11 protein-coding genes and 1 pseudogene are annotated in these 18,043 nt (G+C 64.4%); 8 read left to right on the top strand and 4 right to left on the bottom strand.

The window, feature by feature from the left end; genetic code table 11:
• Position 1: 1 nt before the first annotated feature.
• Positions 2-3,706: a trifunctional transcriptional regulator/proline dehydrogenase/L-glutamate gamma-semialdehyde dehydrogenase gene (gene putA / locus GR158_RS24010; protein WP_160872905.1), complete on the bottom strand. Its 3,705-nt coding sequence runs from the start codon at positions 3,704-3,706 to the stop codon at positions 2-4.
• Positions 3,707-3,843: 137 nt separating this feature from the next.
• Here putA and GR158_RS24005 point away from each other — a divergent pair, with 137 nt between their 5' ends.
• The 3 genes from GR158_RS24005 (at position 3,844) to GR158_RS23995 (ending at position 5,829) form a co-directional block, all read left to right on the top strand.
• Complete coding sequence (locus GR158_RS24005) at positions 3,844-4,314, top strand: Lrp/AsnC family transcriptional regulator (protein ID WP_246665780.1); 471 nt, start codon at positions 3,844-3,846, stop codon at positions 4,312-4,314.
• A 98-nt stretch (positions 4,315-4,412) separates the two neighbouring features.
• A complete protein-coding gene (locus GR158_RS24000; RefSeq protein WP_134651289.1) occupies positions 4,413-5,432 on the top strand; it encodes a GlxA family transcriptional regulator in 1,020 nt (339 codons plus the stop codon).
• A 76-nt stretch (positions 5,433-5,508) separates the two neighbouring features.
• On the top strand, positions 5,509-5,829 hold the full coding sequence (locus GR158_RS23995) for a hypothetical protein (protein WP_134651287.1): 321 nt from the start codon (positions 5,509-5,511) through the stop codon (positions 5,827-5,829).
• 66 nt (positions 5,830-5,895) lie between these two features.
• Here GR158_RS23995 and GR158_RS23990 read toward each other — a convergent pair whose 3' ends face one another.
• Positions 5,896-6,201 carry a hypothetical protein gene (locus GR158_RS23990; protein ID WP_134651285.1) on the bottom strand — a complete coding sequence of 102 codons (306 nt, stop codon included), beginning with the start codon at positions 6,199-6,201 and terminating at the stop codon, positions 5,896-5,898.
• 171 nt (positions 6,202-6,372) lie between these two features.
• Here GR158_RS23990 and GR158_RS23985 point away from each other — a divergent pair, with 171 nt between their 5' ends.
• From GR158_RS23985 to GR158_RS23975, 3 genes are read left to right on the top strand one after another with little or no spacing between them, the layout of a single operon-like run.
• A complete protein-coding gene (locus tag GR158_RS23985; RefSeq protein ID WP_160872903.1) occupies positions 6,373-7,134 on the top strand; it encodes an ImuA family protein in 762 nt (253 codons plus the stop codon).
• The gene (locus GR158_RS23980; protein WP_160872902.1) at positions 7,049-8,572 is read left to right on the top strand and encodes a DNA polymerase Y family protein; all 1,524 of its coding nucleotides are present in this window, start codon (positions 7,049-7,051) and stop codon (positions 8,570-8,572) included. The genes GR158_RS23985 and GR158_RS23980 overlap by 86 nt, the downstream gene beginning before the upstream one ends.
• Positions 8,569-11,844, top strand: a complete 3,276-nt coding sequence (locus tag GR158_RS23975; RefSeq protein ID WP_160872901.1) for an error-prone DNA polymerase — start codon at positions 8,569-8,571, stop codon at positions 11,842-11,844. Before GR158_RS23980 ends, GR158_RS23975 begins: the two co-directional genes overlap by 4 nt.
• 105 nt (positions 11,845-11,949) lie before the next feature.
• Here the strand turns inward: GR158_RS23975 and GR158_RS23970 are convergent, their stop codons facing one another.
• Both GR158_RS23970 and GR158_RS23965 read right to left on the bottom strand, forming a co-directional pair.
• The gene (locus GR158_RS23970; RefSeq protein ID WP_160872900.1) at positions 11,950-13,947 is read right to left on the bottom strand and encodes a CocE/NonD family hydrolase; all 1,998 of its coding nucleotides are present in this window, start codon (positions 13,945-13,947) and stop codon (positions 11,950-11,952) included.
• Between the two features lie 78 nt (positions 13,948-14,025).
• Positions 14,026-15,609, bottom strand: a complete 1,584-nt coding sequence (locus GR158_RS23965; protein ID WP_160872899.1) for an ABC transporter substrate-binding protein — start codon at positions 15,607-15,609, stop codon at positions 14,026-14,028.
• Between the two features lie 142 nt (positions 15,610-15,751).
• On the opposite strand from GR158_RS23965, the gene GR158_RS23960 reads away from it, so the two are divergent.
• Together GR158_RS23960 and GR158_RS23955 are read left to right on the top strand one after the other, a co-directional pair.
• A complete protein-coding gene (locus GR158_RS23960; RefSeq protein WP_160872898.1) occupies positions 15,752-16,546 on the top strand; it encodes a helix-turn-helix transcriptional regulator in 795 nt (264 codons plus the stop codon).
• Positions 16,547-16,645: 99 nt separating this feature from the next.
• Positions 16,646-18,043 (top strand): annotated as a pseudogene (locus GR158_RS23955) (NAD(P)-dependent oxidoreductase); the annotation flags it as partial.

Below are 18,043 nucleotides of genomic sequence, written 5' to 3'. Positions count from 1 at the left end.
GTCAGCCGATGGCCATCAGGCTGGCATTGCCGCCGGCAGCGGCCGTGTTGATGGAGGTGGAGACTTCCTCCAGCAGCCAGTTGAGGCAGTAGGCTTCGGGATCAGCAACGAGTTCGTCGGTCGTCGCGGCCTGTACGAGCACGAGCGGGCCGGGCAGGCCAGCAATGCGCGCATTGGCGCGCTGAATGTCCGCCGCGTCTCCTTCCACCAGCGCACCGGCAAACGGGCCGTCCTTCGTCCAGTCCGTCGACCACGACAGGCGGGCGGCAACGGCGGCCGGCAGGTCCGCGATGACGGGCTTCAGGCCCTCGACATGGTCGATGACGATCTGGTTGCCCGTCGCCAGTGCGGCGGCGACCTGACGCAAAAGGCCGGTTTCGGTCTTCGGAACGAGCAGCACGCGGCCGCGCGGATGAAGCGCATAGATGTTGCGTTCACCGACGGGCCCGGTCAGTTCCCGCTCCAGGCCGAGCGCGGAGCGGTTGGCGAAGCTGCGGGCGGTCTCGCCCTCGTCGGTCTTGCCCTTGCGGTCGAGCCAGGTGATGAAATCCCTGAGCGCCGGATCGGTATGCACCGAATCCTGCTGCGGCGGCACGGGGGCCTTCTGCACGAGGCGGCCGATATAGAGCGGACCGCCGGCCTTGGGGCCGGTGCCGGACAGGCCGCGCCCGCCGAAGGGCTGCACGCCGACCACCGCGCCGATGATGTTGCGGTTGACGTAGACGTTGCCGACCTTGATGCGGCTCGTGACATGCGCAATCGTCTCGTCGAGGCGCGTGTGCAGGCCGAACGTCAGGCCGTAGCCGGAGGCGTTGATATCGTCGATCAGCCGGTCGAGATCGGCGCGCCGGAAGCGGATGACGTGCAGGACCGGGCCGAACACTTCGCGTTTGAGATCGGCGAGCGTCTTCAGTTCGATGATGGTCGGCGCGACGAAGGTGCCGTTTTCCGTGCCTGAAGGCAGCGGTTGCTGCTCCACCTTGTTGCCGAGGCTGCGCATATGCTCGATGTGCTTGACGATGCCGTCGCGGGCCTCGGCGGTGATGACGGGGCCGATATCGACATTGAGGCAGTCGGTGCGCCCGAGCGTCAGTTCGTTGAGCGCGCCCTTCAGCATGGTGAGCGTGCGGTCCGCAACATCGTCCTGAAGGCAGAGCACCCGGAGTGCCGAGCAGCGCTGGCCGGCGCTGTCGAAAGCCGATGCGATGACATCGCCGACGACCTGTTCGGCAAGTGCCGAGGAATCGACGATCATGCCGTTCTGACCGCCGGTTTCGGCGATCAGCGGGATCGGCTTGCGGCCGGCCGAGAGACGTTCGGCAAGCTGCGCCTGGATGAGGCGGGCGACTTCGGTCGAACCGGTGAACATGACGCCGGCCGTCTTCGCCGCACCGACGAGGGCTGCACCGACGCGGCCTGCGCCGGGCACGAATTGCAGCGCGCCGACGGGCACACCGGCCTCGTGCAGGATCTTCACGCTCTCATGCGCGATGATCGGCGTTTCCTCGGCCGGCTTGGCGAGAACCGCGTTGCCCGCCACCAGGGCGGCGGCAACCTGCCCGGTGAAGATGGCGAGCGGGAAGTTCCACGGGCTGATGCAGACGACGGGGCCGAGCGGCAGATGCGATGGGCCCAGCGTACGGCGCGCCTGCTCGGCGTAATAGCGCAGGAAATCGACCGCTTCGCGCACCTCGCCGATGGCGTTCGCCGCCGACTTTCCGGCTTCGCGCATAATGATGCCCATCAGCGGTTCGATACGGGCTTCCATGATGTCAGCCGCGCGGTCCAGGCAGGCGGCCCGCTCGGCCGGCGAAACGCCGGACCAGGCGGCGACATTGTCCGCCGCGACGCCAACGATGCGTTCCGCATCCTCGGGCCGGATTTCGGTGACACGGCCGACCACGTCACGATGATCCGCCGGGTTCAGCACGTCGCTCGTTTCGCCGTCGCTGGCGCCGTCGGCCAGCAGCGGTGCGGCATGCCACGATTGTGCTGCGGTGCCCGCGAGTTCGCCGGCAAGCTCCGCAAGTGTCGTCTCGTTGGAAAGGTCGAGCCCCTTCGAATTTGCGCGGGCCTTGCCGAACAGGGCGTCGGGCAGGGCGATCTGGTCATGCGGCGCACCGACGACCGGCATCGCGGCGACGATATCGACGGGATCGGCAATCAGCGATTCCACCGAAACCTTCGGATCGGAGATGCGGTTGACGAAGGAAGAGTTGGCGCCGTTTTCGAGCAGGCGGCGCACGAGATAGGCAAGCAGCGTCTCATGGGTGCCGACCGGCGCATAGATGCGGCAGGGACGGTCCAGCTTGTCCTTGCCGACCACCTCGTCATAGAGCGGCTCGCCCATGCCGTGCAGGCACTGGAACTCGTACTTGCCGACGGAAAAATCAGGGCCGGCGAGCTGGTAGATGGTGGCGAGGCTCTGCGCATTGTGCGTGGCGAACTGCGGGAAGACGGCGTCCGGCGCTGCCAGCAGCTTGCGGGCGCAGGCGACGTAGGCGACGTCCGTGTAGATCTTGCGCGTATAGACCGGGAAACCCTCAAGGCCCTCGAGCTGCGCGCGCTTGATCTCGGCATCCCAATAGGCGCCCTTGACGAGGCGCACCATGATGCGGCGGCCGGCGCGGCGGGCGAGGTCGATGATGTAATCCAGCACGAAGGGGCATCGCTTGCCGTAAGCCTGCACCACGAAGCCCAGGCCGTTCCAGCCCCTGAGGTCCGCATCCAGGCACAGGCTTTCGAGCAGATCGAGCGACAGTTCCAGGCGGTCTGCTTCCTCGGCGTCGATGTTGAGGCCGATGTCGTAGCTCTTGGCGATGGCGGCGAGCGCCTTCACCTTGGTTAGCAGCTCGCTCATGACGCGCCCGGCCTGTGCACGAACGTAGCGCGGGTGCAGCGCCGACAGCTTGATGGAGATGCCGGGACCGTCATAGATGCCGCGTCCACCGGAGGCCCTGCCGATGGCATGGATGGCCTTCTCGTAATCGCGGTAGTAGCGCTCGGCGTCCGCGGCGGTGGTCGCGGCCTCGCCCAGCATGTCGTAGGAATAGCGGAAGCCCCGCGCCTCGAGCGGCTTGGAGCGCTTCAGCGCTTCCTCGATGGTCTCGCCGGTGACGAACTGCTCGCCCATCATGCGCATGGCCATGTCGACGCCGCGGCGGATGACCGGTTCGCCGGCGCGCGCGATAAGCCGGGTGAGGGCGGCGGACAGGCCGCGGTCGTTCACCGTGGAGGTGAGCTTGCCGGTGACGACGAGGCCCCAGGTCGCCGCATTGACGAACATCGACTTGCCGCCGCCGATATGGGAGGTCCAGTCCCCTTCCGCGATCTTGTCGCGGATCAGCGCATCCCGCGTGTCCGTATCGGGAATGCGCAGCAACGCCTCGGCAAGGCACATCAGTGCCACGCCTTCCTGGCTCGACAGCGAATATTCCTGCACCAGCCCCTCGACGCCCGTGCCCTTGTGCTTGGCGCGCAGCGCCTCGATCAGCGTGCGGGCGGTGCTGCGAATGTCATAGCGCTGGCGTTCGGAAACACGCGCGGCGGCCACGAGCGGCGGCAGGCACTCGGTCTCAGGCCGGCGATAGGCTGCGGTGATCGCCCGACGCAACTCGCTTTGCTCGCGAATGGGCGGCGCGAAGTGCGAAAATGGTGGAACGGCTTCGCCGGAGGGGGAAGCGGAAGCGGCTGGAGAGTTCTGCATGGAAGGACCTATCGGAAGCGGTTCGATGTCTGCACGGAAAGACATCGCAACAATACCATTGCGCACGAAAGCGAATTGACCTCATATTGCTGAAAATTAGGCCATATGGTTCTATTTTTCCAATTTTGGAGGTTTCTTTGCCTGAAATAGTCAATGTTGATAGTCCGCTGGATTCCTTCGACCGGAAAATCCTCGAGGAGCTCGCACAAAACGGCCGCATTCCGGTGGCCGAACTTGCCGAAAAGGTCGGTCTTTCCAAGACGCCGTGCCAGAACCGGTTCAAGCGGCTGATCGCCGATGGCTTCATCCAGGGCTTCAAGGCGATCCTCAATCCCGCCAAGATGAACCTGGATCATATCGCATTCGCCGAGGTGAAGCTGACGAATACGCAGGAAGAGGCGCTGATGAGCTTCAATGCGGCGGTCAAGAAGATCCGGGAGGTCGAGGAATGCCATATGATCGCGGGGCGTTTCGATTATCTTCTGAAGATCCGCACGCGCGACATCAAGAAATACCGCCTGGTGCTGGGCGAGCGTATCTCCAATCTTCCCTATGTCGCGAGCACGTCGACGAATGTGGCGATGGAGACGGTCAAGGAGCGCGGTTGATGCCTGCCGGGGATTAGCCAACGGCAGCCGAATGCGATGAGCCTCTTGCCAGAAGGGCCGATTGGCGGCCATAGTGGCAGGCACAATAGGAGATATGGATGGGCGTAGGGGTTCGGACATCGAAAGAGATGCACGGCGTATCGGCGCCGAAGGCGCTGCGCGTCGGCTTTATCCTGTCCAAGAGTTTCACCCTGTCGGCATTCGCCCTGTTCGTCGATACGCTCAGGCTTGCCAGCGACAGCGAGGATCGCTCGCGCCGCGTCAACTGCGATTGGGACGTGATCAGCAGCACGCGCAATTTCATCTCCTCCTCCAGCGGTATCCAGGTCGCGCCGACCGCGCCCTTTGCCGACCCCTCCTGTTTCGACTACATCGCCGTCGTCGGCGGCCTTCTGTCGGTCGAGGAGCCGATCGACAGTTATGCCCGGGACTATCTGCGCAAGGCGGCCAAGGCGGGCGTCGGGCTGATCGGCCTGTGTACGGGCAGCTTCATCCTGGCCGAGGCCGGCTTGCTCAAGGGCCACACGGCCTGTGTGAGCTGGCTGCATCACCGCGATTTCCGCGCGCGCTATCCCGATATCGAGGCGACATCCGAGCAGATTTTCCGGTTTGACGGCAAGGTCGCGACCTGTGCCGGCGGCAGCAGCGTCGCGGATCTCGCGGCAACGCTGGTGCGCCACCATGTCGGTGAGGCGGCGGAGCGCAATGCGCTGGAAATCCTGCAGATCCGCCATCGGCGCGATGCAACGGATATCCAGCCGCGCAACCCGCTCGGCCTGGAGGCCCGCGATCGCCGGGTCCATCTCGCCATCATGATGATGGAGCAGCATACCGAGGATCTGCTTTCCATCGACAGCATCGCCAACATGACGAATGTTTCCCGCCGCCAGCTCGAACGCCTCTTCGAGAGCGACATGGGGGCCTCGCCAAGCGCGGTCTACATGAAGATCCGCATGGCGGCGGCGCTGAACATGGTGATGCGCAGCAACAAGCCGCTGATCGAAGTCGCGCTTGAAACCGGTTTCGAGAGCCTGTCGCATTTCACGCGCCGTTTTCGCGCCGCCTTCGGCGACACGCCCTCACAGATCCGCCGCGACGGCCGCCGGCAGGCAAGCTGACCTGTAATTCTGCCGCAGCCCTGGAACCAAGTTACGCGCCAACCGTTCGTGTCTCATTGCTAAGAAGGAGACCGTAATGGCAAGCAATGACGTTCAATCCCAGATTTCCGCTCTTCGTGAAGAAATCGCAGCCCTCCAGAAGGATCTTGGGGAGCGTGGCGCCGAGGCTTACGAAGCGGTCCGTGAGCGTGCAGGCGAGGCTGTAGACGCTGCGCGCCCTGCCGTGCGTTCTGCCACCCGCTATGTGCGCAATGAAGGTGCTGCTGTTGCCCAGACCGCACGCGAGCATCCGGCTGCCGTTTCCACCGTGGTTCTGACGGCTGGACTTGCCGGCGTCCTTATCGGTTATCTGCTCGGCTCCTATGAAAGCGAGCCCCGCCGCCAGCGCTGGTTCTAAGAACAGCGATCGTCGATACGGAAAAGCCCGGCATTGCCGGGCTTTTTGGTGTGACTTGCGAAAAACTCAGCGGTGCCGCAGGCCGAACAGGTAACCGATGAAGGCCGCACCGGCGAGGGTGGCGAGGGGATTGGCCTGGATCGTCTGGCGTAGATCTTCACGCAGCGATTCCGCCTTGGCGACGGCAAGCTGACCGGTGCCTTCCGCGATCAGGCCGACCGATTCCTTCATGCGGCTGATTTCCGTCTTCAGGGCCTCGATCTGTGCGCTGATGTCCGCCTCGGCTGCAGCAGTGCGGGCTTCCTCTGAAATGCTGTCGATACCTTCAACGACGCCGAGCGTGCGCTTTCCGGTGCTCTTTTCGTCAGCCATGGATGTGTCTCCTGGATTGTTGGAATGGCGTGAGGGGAAACTTCCGCCGGGCAAGTTGGTTCCCACCGATGATTCAAACTGTGATCTTTCCCACCGGGAACGACGATTGACTCTTTCCGGAATTGAGAACAAATAAAGAACATGCCGTCCGAGCCAGGGAGTTTTGTATCGATGTCCTCCGCCGCCGCCCGCGCTGTCGTCGCCGGCCTGCGCGACCGCATCCGCCAGTTCGATGGCCGGGCGGTGCGCGACCGGGCGGTGCTGCCTTTCGGCGTGCCGGAGATCGATGAGCGGTTGCCTGGCGGCGGGCTTGCGCTTGCCAGCCTTCATGAAGTCTGCGGTGGCGGCAACGATGCCGTCCAGGGCACGGCCGCCATGCTCTTTGCCGCGGGTATCGCCGCGCGAACCCGGGGGCAGGTGCTCTGGTGCCTGACCCGGCCCGACCTGTTTGCGCCGGCGCTTGCCCAGGCGGGGCTTGCCCCGGGGCGCGTCCTTTACGTGGAAGCCGGTGACGAGAAGAGCCTGCTTCTCTGTTTCGAGGAGGGGCTGCGCCATGGCGGGCTTGGGGCTGTGGTAGCGGAAGTCGCGCGTCTGTCCATGACCGCGTCGCGCCGCCTGCAACTCGCGGCGGAGGCCGGTGGCACGCTCGGGCTTGCCGTGCGCCGCTTTCGCAGCCGTGCCGAGGCGGATGCCTTCACCTTGCCATCGGCCGCGGTGACGCGCTGGCGGGTTTCCGTGCGGCCATCCGTGCCGCTTCCGGTGTCCGGCGTCGGCCGGGCGCGATGGCTGCTGGAGCTTACCCGATGCCGCGCGGGCGAGGCGGCGGAATTCGAAGTGGAGGCATCCGATGCCGAGGGTCGTATCGCTTTTTCTCCCCGGCTGGCCGATCGACCGGCTGCGGCGGGCGCTTGGCGCGGAAGCGCCTCCGCCTGACAGCCGGCTTGTGCTTGTCGGTCGCGAGGGCACGCGCCGCGTCGTGACGGCGGTCAGCCGCCCGGCCGAGCAGGCTGGCCTGCGTGTCGGCATGCCGCTTACCAAGGCCCACGCGCTCCTGCCTGACATCCTCACCCTGCCGGCCGATCCTGCGGCCGATGCGGCAGCCCTCGAGCGGCTTTCGCTCTGGGCTCTTCAGCACTATGCCCCCATCGTCGCGCCCGATCCGCCGGATGGCCTCGTCATCGACACGACCGGCGCCGACCATCTGCACGGCGGAGAAGCGCTTATGCTGAGCGGCCTCGTCAATCGCCTCGGCGCTTCCGGCATTATCGCTCGCGCCGCGGTGGCCGATACATGGGGCGCAGCCTTTGCAGCAGCCCGCTTCCTTGCCGATCCGGTCCGTGTCATCCCTCCGGGAAGCGCCGTCGAAAGCGTTTCGCCGCTGCCGATCCACGGGCTGCGCATTCCCCCCGAGATCGTGGCGGGGCTGCATGTGCTCGGCTTTTCGACGATCGGCGACCTGCTCGCCGTGCCGCGCGCACCGCTGGTGCTGCGCTTCGGGCCTCTCCTTGGCCGCCGGCTGGACCAGCTGGAAGGGATTGTCCGCGAGCCCGTAGACCCGCTGCGCGACCCGGAGCGGATTGTCGCACGCAAAGGCTTCGGCGAGCCGATCGGTGCGCCCGAAACCATCGCGCGCTACACGACGGCGCTGGTCCAGGACCTTTGTCTGGCCCTGGAAAAGCGCGGCCTCGGCGCCCGCCGGCTCGACCTCATCTTTCACCGCGTCGACAATTCCCTGCAGGCGATCCGTATCGGAACGGCCCGTCCGGTACGCGATGAAAAACGCCTTGCCCGGCTGCTCTGCGACCGGATCGAGACCATCGAGCCCGGCTTTGGCATCGAGGTCATGGAGCTTTCCGCGACACTGGCCGAACCGCTTGTCCTGCAACAGGCGGCGACCTCGCTGATCGAGGAGGCGCCTGCCGATATTGCCGGCCTCGTCGATGTCATCGCCAACCGCATCGGCGCCGCCCGCCTTTACCGCATCGCCCCGGTCGAGAGCGATGTCCCGGAACGGTCCTTCCAGCGTGTCGCGCCGCTGGCGCCGGATGCCGGTGCGACATGGCAGGGGCAGTGGCCACGCCCGGCGCGTCTGCTGGCCCGCCCTGAACCCATAGAGGTGATGGCGCTCCTGCCGGACCATCCGCCGGCCTCCTTCACCTGGCGCGGCGTGCGGCGGCTGGTGAAGCGTGCCGATGGCCCCGAGCGCGTCTTCGGCGAATGGTGGAAGCGTGACGGCGAACGCGCGGCCGTGCGCGATTATTTCCAGGTCGAGGATGCCATGGGGGAACGCTTCTGGCTGTTTCGTTCCGGCGATGAGGTTCAGGCCGCGGGCGGCCTCGGCCGCTGGTTCCTGCACGGGATTTTCGCATGAACCCGCGCTACGCCGAGCTTCAGGTCACGTCCCATTTCTCGTTCCTGCGCGGGGCGAGCAGTTGCGCGGAATTGTTCGCCCAGGCCAGTGCGCTTGGTATCGAAGCCCTGGCCGTGGTGGACCGAAACAGTCTTGCCGGCATCGTCCAGGCGCATCGCGCGGTCAAGGAACTGCCGGCCGATGGAAACATGGTCCGTCTCGTCGTCGGCTGCCGGCTGGACCTTGTCGATGGTATGTCCCTGCTCGTCTATCCCACGGACCGGGAGGCCTATGCCCGGCTTTGCCGCCTGCTCACCATCGGCAAGAAGAGGGCCGGCAAGGGCAAGTGCCATCTCGACTGGCGCGACGTGGTAGCGTGGAGCGAGGGGCTTCTGGCCGTCCTCGTGCCTGACGAGGCCGATGAAACGGCCGGTTTTCATCTGCGCCGACTGACTGAGACCTTCCGCGGGCGCTGCTATCTGGCGCTGACCCTGCGCCGGCGGCCGAACGACCAGCTACGGCTCTGGCAGCTCTCCAATCTCGCCGCCCAGCATCGGGTTCCCACCGTCGTGACCAATGACGTGCTCTACCATGAGCCCGGCCGCCGCATGTTGCAGGACGTCGTCACCTGCATCCGCCACAATGTGGTCATCGACAATGCGGGTTTCCTGCGCGAGCGCCATGCCGACCGCTACCTCAAGCCGCCGGAGGAGATGCACCGGCTTTTCGCCCGTTACCCTGAGGCGCTCGGGCGTACGCTGGAGATCGTCAAGCGATGCGGTTTCTCGCTGGACGAGCTGCAATACCAGTATCCCGAGGAAAAAGAATACGCGCATTACACGCCGCAGGAGGCTTTGGAGAAATACACCTGGGAGGGGGCCGAGGAGCGTTATCCCCAGGGCGTGCCGCAGGAAGTGCGCGAGAAGCTGAACCACGAACTGGCCCTCATCGCGCGCATGAACTATGCGCCTTACTTCCTGACGGTGAACTCCATCGTCCGCCAGGCCCGCAAGATGGGCATTCTCTGCCAGGGCAGGGGATCTGCGGCCAACAGTGCGGTGTGCTACGTGTTGGGCATTACTTCTGTCGATGCCACGAACAACGGCCTGCTTTTCGAGCGCTTCGTTTCCGAACAACGCGGCGAGCCTCCTGACATCGACGTCGACTTCGAGCATGAGCGGCGAGAAGAGGTCATACAGTGGATTTACGAGACCTATGGCAGAAACCATGCGGCCCTCTGTGCCACGGTCATCCGTTATCGCTCGCGCGGTGCCATGCGGGATGTCGGGCGTGCGCTCGGCATGCCGGAAGATGTGCTTAAGGCGCTGTCTTCTCAAGTCTGGGGGTGGTCGAACGATATTCCTAAGGCGCAGATCGAGGATATCGGCTTCAATGTCGATGACCGGCGCATGCGTCTTCTTGTCGAGCTTGCGCGAGAACTGACGGGCGCGCCGCGCCATCTCTCCCAGCATCCAGGCGGTTTCGTACTGACGCAGGACAGGCTTGATGATCTCGTACCCATTGAGCCTGCCGCCATGGACGATCGCCAGGTGATCGAATGGGACAAGGACGATATCGAAAGCCTCAATTTCATGAAGGTGGATGTGTTGGCACTGGGCATGCTCACCTGCATGCGCAAAGCCTTCGATCTCCTAAGAGAGCACAAGGGGACGATCTGTACGCTTTCTATACCCGACAGGGACGAGGCGACGTTCGATATGATCTCAAAGGCCGATACGCTCGGTACCTTCCAGATCGAAAGCCGGGCGCAGATGTCCATGCTGCCGCGGCTCAAGCCCCAAAAGCTTTACGATCTGGTCATTCAGGTGGCGATTGTGCGTCCCGGCCCCATCCAGGGCGATATGGTGCATCCTTATCTCAGGCGCCGGCAAGGTTTGGAGAAGGTCGAGTACCCCAAGCCGGAATTCGAGAAGGTTCTCAAGAAAACCCTTGGTGTTCCTTTGTTTCAGGAACAGGCCATGCAAGTTGCGATCAAATGCGCCGGTTTCGAACCTGGCCGCGCCGACCAGTTGCGCCGGGCGATGGCCACATTCAAGCAGACGGGCGGCGTCGATAAGTTCCGGGATGAATTACGGGATGGCATGCTCAACAAAGGTTATAGCCGGGAATTCGCAGAACGCATGTGCCGCCAGCTCGAAGGCTTCGGCTCCTACGGCTTTCCCGAGAGCCATGCCTACAGTTTCGCGATCATCGCCTATGCCTCGGCATGGATGAAATGCCACCACCCCGATGTCTTCTGCGCGGCCCTGCTCAATTCGCAGCCGATGGGTTTCTATGCTCCTGCGCAGATCGTGCGTGATGCTCAGGAGCATGGGGTCAAGGTGCTGCCGGTCTGCGTCAATGAAAGCCGGTGGGATTGCACGCTGGAGCCCACGGATGATCCGGATCGTTTTGCCGTGCGGCTCGGGCTACGGATGATCAAGGGCATGAACAACACGGAGGCGGGTAGGCTCGTCCAGGCACGGGCCGATGAGCCCTTCGCCTCGGTGGACGATCTCTGGCGCCGCTCCGGCCTGCCGGTTGCCGCCCTTGTCGAAATGGCGGATGCGGATGCCTTCCGGCCGTCGCTCGGCCTTGCCCGGCGCGAGGCGCTCTGGGCGATCCGCGCGTTGCGCGACGAACCCTTGCCGCTCTTTGCCGCGGCGGCACGGCGGGAAGAGGCGGTCATCGCGGAGCTGGACGAGCCCGAGGTCGCCCTCCGTCCCATGACCGCCGGCAACGAGGTCGTCGAGGATTACGGCCATGTCGGACTGACGCTGCGCGCACATCCCGTCAGCTTCCTGCGGGAAGATCTGGCGCGCCGAAAGATCGTTTCCTGTCATGTCGCGGCCAATCTGCGCGACCGTCAACCGGTCGAGACAGCCGGCGTCATTCTCGTTCGCCAGCGGCCGGGCTCGGCAAAGGGTGTGATATTCGTGACGATCGAGGACGAGACGGGCATCGCCAATCTCGTCGTCTGGAAGAAGGTGTTTGCCACCTATCGCAGGGTCGTGATGGGGGCATCCATGCTGGGCGTGAAGGGCTATGTCCAGCGGGAAGGCGAGGTGGTGCATGTCGTGGCGCAGCACCTCACGGACCTGTCCGGCATGCTCGCCAGCGTCGGCCGGCGCGAAGGACCCTTCCCGTTGCCGCATGGCCGGGGTGACGAGTTTCACCACGGCAGTCCCTCGCCCGACAGGCGCGACATGCCGAAACTCGTCAAACCGCGCAATCTCGTCGACGGCTATGGCCATATCGACGAGATCCGCGTCAAGTCGCGCGATTTTCACTAGAATATTTCCAGCCGAAGCAGGGAATGCTTTGCCGTCGGAAAATCAGCGAAAACGAAAAGGCAGAGCCATTTCCGGTGAATTCACATGCACCGGAAATGGTTTGGGTCACATGAAATCGCGCGGGATTTTCTTCTCGAAGGTCTTCTCGAAGATCTGCGTCTCGCCCTCGAAGGCCCGCACGTTCGCGGAGATCAGCCAGTCCGTGTTGGTGCAGGCGATGGACGAGGTGGAGATCGTGCGCACGGACCAGCCGGGGCGCTGCATGTCGCAGGTCCAGACGGAGGTGCCGGTCATCGACAGAGGGTCATTTTCGGCGATGGACCAAAGCTCGTCACGCACCTGCCGTGTCGCCAGTCCCGTGCCCGGATGCTCGTGGAGACCGGTATCCTCGTAGATCGTATACTCCGTGAGGCCATTCGTCAGGTCGCGCTCCACGCCGCGCGCGGTTTCACCGGGCGCGAGCTCGGTGTATTTCGGCAAGGGATCGGTATTTTCAGGCTCGGGAAGGTCGATAACCCTGAATTCGCCGAGCTTGGGCAGGGCAAGGCCGAGCGAGGCGAGGTCGATGGTCACCCCCGCATCGACCGGCGGCGGCAATACCATGGGCCAATAGGCGGTGGAGAGCGACAGGCGAATGCGATGGCCGGGGCGGAACCGGTAGCCCATCGCGTCCAGCACGAGGCGGATGCGGGTTTTCTCACCCTTCGGCATCGCCTTCGGCTCTGCATTTCCATCGCGATGGGCAAGGTTGAGCACGCCGAAGGTGACGCGTGTCGCCGTACCGTCAGGATGAATATCGACAAGGCGGGCACAGAGGTTGCCGATCTCCGCCTCCGTCGAGATATCGAGTTCGAGCACGGGCTGACCGAGAAAATCCTGCGCTTCGGCAAGCGGCGCCGTTTCAATCACGAGCGATCCGGCATCGTCGAGCCGCTGGTCGAGCGCCATTTCAGCATCCGGCTTCAGTGTGAACCACTCACCCGCCATGATCCCGGTATCGAGCGGGGATTTCAGGTAGCGGTCATGCCCGGACGCACCCGTTATCGGCATGCCGGGCGCAAGGGTGCCATATTGCTCGACATAGAAAGTCGCCATTTCGGGCGTCTCCCAGCTATCCTTCGCGGCCCAGAAGCCGGGGTCGAATTCGCGGCGCAGCGCGGGCTTGGGCGCATCCTGGATATAGGCGCGGACCTGCGGCGTCTTTTCGACGCCGTTTTCCTCGCCGCGCAGCCAGCGGTTCCACCAGGCAATGGCTTCCGCATGGAAATCCATGCGCGGCTTCGGCCAGGCGAAATGCGGATATTTGTGCACCCAGGGGCCGATCAGTGCCTTCGCCTTGTCGCCAAGGCCTTCGACCGCCTTCAGCGGCGTGTTGCGATAGCCGTCCGCCCAGCCAGCAATGACGAGCGCGGGCAGCGGGAAACCATCGAAATCCTCACAAATGGAACCGTGCTGCCAGAAGGCGTCGCGGCGCTGGTGCTGCAGCCACTCCTCCATGAAGAAGTCTTCCTTCTGGAGGCGCTCCAGCCACATGTCGCGCCAGCGGTCGCCGACGATCGCCGGATCGGGCGAGCGCGACTGGTAGGCCAGCATCGTCGCGGCCCAGGACAGCTGGGCGGAAAGGTGCGTGCCGTTCTTGTAATGGATGTCGTCATTGTAACGATCGACCGTGGATGCGATGGAAATGACGGCCTTCAGCGCCGGCGGCTTGAGGGCCGCGACCTGCAGGCAGTTGAACCCGCCCCAGGAAATGCCCATCATGCCGACCGAGCCGTTCGACCAGGGCTGTGCTGCAATCCAGGCGATGAGTTCGCACGCATTGGCCAGCTCGAGCGGCGTGTATTCGCCATCGATGACGCCATCGGATTCACCCGAGCCGCGGATATCGACGCGCACGCCGGCAATGCCGGCTGCGGCGAAGACCGGATAGGTGGATTCGTCGCGCGGGCTCGTGCCATCGCCCTTGCGGTAGGGCAGGAACTCGAAGACGGCGGGCACGGGATCATCGACCGCGCCGTCCGGCATCCAGATGCGGGCGGCGAGCCGCGTGCCATCGGCAAGCGTGATCCATTCGTTTTCAATGACGGTGAAGGCGCGGGACATGGACAGTATCCGTTTGGTCAAAGGGAGACGACTGACCCGACGGGATGGATCACCCCGTCAGGCCGATGCGGCGCTGGCTCAGCTGTCGAACCACACGCGGCTGGCGACATAGCCGTTCGAGACGTCGTTGCCGATGTCGTGGACATAGCCCTTCACCTGCTTAGAGCAGGCGTTGAGGTAGTCGTTGAAAACGGGCAGGATCAGTCCGCCCTCGTCGCGCACCATCAGCGCCGCCGTCCGGTAGAGTTCGCGGCGCTTGGTGTCGTCGAGTTCGGCGCGTGCCTGGAGGATGATCTTGTCGAAGTCCGGACGCTTGAAGCGCGTATCGTTCCATTCGGCGTTCGAGACATAGGAGGTCGCGTAACGCGAATCCTGCGTCGGCCGGCCGCCCCAGTAGGAGGCGCAGAACGGCTGGACGTTCCAGACATTCGTCCAGTAGCCGTCATCCGGCTCGCGCTTGACGTCGATGGCGATGCCGGCCTTCTTGGCGCTTTCCTGGAAGAGCACGGCGGCATCGACGGCGCCCGGGAAAGCCGCATTGGCAGCGCGCAAGACGACTGCGCCGGAATGGCCAGACTTCTTGAAATGGAACGCGGCCTTGTCGGGATCGAACATGCGCTGCTCGATATCGTCGGGCGCCAGCGCGTAGGCTGTGTTGACCGGATAGTCATTGCCGAGCTTTCCGTAGCCGCCAAGCACGCGATCGAGAATTTCCTGGCGGTCGATGGCATATTTGAGCGCGAGGCGCAGGTCGTTGTTGTCGAACGGCGCGGTGTCGCAGTGCATCAGGAAGCTGTAGAAGCCCTTGCCGCCGGTCTGAAGGATTTCCACCGTCGGAGCACGCTTCAGGAGAGCGGCGGTCTTCGGCTCCACCATGCTGATGAAATGGACCTGTCCGGACGACAAGGCCGCAATGCGCGCCGTCGTGTCATTCATCACGATGATCTCGACACTTTCCACGAAACCGCGGTCGCTGCGCCAGTCGTTCGCGTTCTTCTCGAAGGTCGTGCGCACGCCCGCTTCGAAGGAGGTGAGCTTATAGGGGCCCGTGCCGATTGCAGCGTGCGGGTTCTCCATGCCGCCACCCGGCTGGATGATCAGGTGATAGTCCGACAGGATCAGCGGCAGGTCGGCATTGCCTTCGGTGAGCGTGATCACGAGGTCCCCCGCCTTGTCCTCGATCGACTTGATGGAGCCGAGAAGGCCGAGCGCACCGGACTTGGAGCCCGCGTCGCCGTGACGCTTGAGCGTGGCCAGCACATCGGCGACGGTCATCTCGCTGCCGTCGTGGAACTGCACGCCCTTGCGGATCTTGAAGGTCCAGACCGAAGCGTCCGCAGACGGCTCCCAGGATTCGGCGAGCGATGGGACGGCCGCGCCGGTTTCGGGATGGGATTCCACCAGCGTGTCGCCCCAGCAGCGTCCGGTGACGAAGGCGACGCCGGCGCTGTAGCCTGCCGGGTCGAGCATATCGGTCGCAGCGCCGCCGTTCAGGCCAAGCTTCAGGTGTCCGCCGCGCTTCGGCTCCTGGGCCTGCGCGCGGCCGGGCGCAAGGCTCGTCGCGGTCGCAGCGAGAACACCGAGGGCTGCGGTGCCGCCGAGGAAGGCGCGGCGGTTGAGGCCGGCATTGGCGTAAGGTTCGGACTTCCAGGTAGGCGTCATGTGGGCGGTTCCCGTTCTTGTGGTCACCCCGGAACATGGCCGGGGTCGTCGTGCCCAGTCGTAGCGAATATCCTGGTGCGTTGATATTTCACGACTTGACGCGAGATTACGCTGATTTACGCTACCGTGGCAAAGGATCGACATGCAGGACACATCATTTGCGGTCAATCTCCGCCACGCTTGCAGCACCCGCAAGTCGGTGTCGGAGATCTGCCGCCAGCTTGGCGTCAACCGCCAGCAGTTCAATCGCTATGTGAACGGCGAGGCAATGCCGTCGCCGCACAATCTGGCACGTATCGCGGCGTTCTTCGGCATGCGTCCGGGCGATTTCTCGCTTGATCCGGTGAAATTCGAGCAGCGCCTGCTCAGTTCATCGGGCGCTGCCTTCGAGGCGGACGCGCTCCAGGCGTGCTTTCCGGGCAATCTCCCGGCGCTGCGGCGGCATCTCGGCTATTACCAGACTTACCACGTCTCCCTGTCATGGCCGGGCATGATCGTCTGTTCCTGCGCCCGGATCGACGAGAAAGACGGCGTGGTCCGCGTCAAAACCATCGAGCGAATTCAGGATCGCCCGCATGAGATCCGGCAATTCACGAAATATGTCGGGCTGGTCTCTTTCCTGCAGAACCGCATCTTCATCGTCGAGCGCAGCACGCGCGACGAGCCGATGATCGCCGAGACCATCCTGGCGCCGTTCGAAACCCATCAGCGCGTTTATCTGAAGGGCATGACGCTCGGCATATCCTGGCGGAAGCAGAACCAGCCCTATGCGTCGCGGGCCATCTGGCGCCATCTCGGCGCCGATACCGACCGCCGGCTCCTGCTGTCACGCTGCGGAGTGATGCCGCAGAACTCCAGACTGCTTCCGCCAACGGTGCGGGAGTTCTTGGAAAGCGGGGACAGTCCCGTTCTTTCCGCGCCGCTGGGCGGCACCTGACAACCGGATCGGCTTGCCCGGTCCGGCAATCTCGCCTACGAAACGGGTGAGGATTTGGAGGGGAACATGCAGGAGCGGCAAACCGAAACGACCGATGGCCTCGATCGCGCTTACAAGGTCCTGATCGCCGATCTGGTCGGCCTGCGCTTCGATGCGGAGGGGCGGCCCGACGCAGGCGAAGTGCGCGCCTATATCGAAGCCCGCGGCGGGCATTTTCACGACGGGGCTTACAAGCGCGAGGATCTGCCGCCGGGCATTCACTTCTTCTATCAGCCCGATCTCAGCGCCGAGGTTGAAATCATCGCGCAGACCGCGGACGGTCGCTACGATGCATTGATCGCCGCTGCGACCTTCATCCCCAAACAAGCCGTCTTTCCGCTCGGCGGCGTGCGCATCGGCGCCGGCACCGGCAATATGGGATCGGCATCCTGGGGCGGCGGCAACGGGGAGGGCGGTACCGCGCCGCTCATGAACACGCCCGGCATCAACACCCGCGCGACCGCGCAGATGGTGATGAAGGCGATCCTGAACGTGATCCCGGATCTCCCGGTCGATATGCTGCACCAGCGTGTTGCGGCGGGCGATTTCGATACGGGCCGCGACCTGAAATCCTACCCCACAGCCAAGCTGGAGGGCCGCAAGATGGCGGTGCTCGGTTATGGCAATATCGGCCGCGAAGTGGCGAAGCTCGCCCGTGCCTTCGGCATGCGGGTGTCGATCTACGCCCGCCCGAGCCATCGGCAATGGATTGAAGCCGAAGGCTTCGACTTCGCACCAACGCCTGTCGAGGCAGCGAGCGGCGCGGATGTGCTGTCCGTCCATGTCGGCCTGGGCCGGCTGGATGCGGAAACCCGCCGCTATGCCAATGCCGGGCTCGTCGGCGACGCCGTGCTTTCGGCGATGAACCGGGGCGCCGTTCTGGTCAATTACGATCGCGGTGAGGTGGTGGATACGGCCGCGCTCGACAGGGCACTCACCTCCGGCCGGCTGCGCCACGCCGCAATCGATGCCGACCTTTTCAAGAATGCGACGAGCGGCGTCCTGGGCGGGCCGATGCTGCCCTACCTCAAGGTCGCTGAGCGGCATCCCGGCAAGCTGGAACTTCTACCGCATGCGGCCGCCGATACCGATCATCCCTCCCGCGTGGCGGGCGCCTGCCAGGCGGTCGACCAGATCATGGACGTCATCCTCAGGCGACGGGTCAGCAACCTCAAAGGCGACCTGCCGGAGGGCTATAGCGATGCAGGCTCGAAGGTGCCGCACGGTATCGGTCGCGTCTCGGTCGCAACGCTTGCGGCCGCGGCCGCCGATCCGCGTTTCCTGGACCTGCAGGATGTCTCGCGCGAAATCACCGATACGCTGGAGGCGATCGTCGAAGCGGTGCAGGAAAGCATGACGCACCAGCCGACGCGCGGCGACGTCGTCGCGCTCACCACGCTCCTGCTCAGACAGCGCCGGTTGATCGACGCACTCGGGCTGGATGGGCCCGCGGAAGCC

It is taken from the genome of Shinella sp. AETb1-6, assembly GCF_009826875.1.
GTDB lineage: Bacteria > Pseudomonadota > Alphaproteobacteria > Rhizobiales > Rhizobiaceae > Shinella > Shinella sumterensis.
This window is presented reverse-complemented; position numbering and strand designations above follow the sequence as displayed.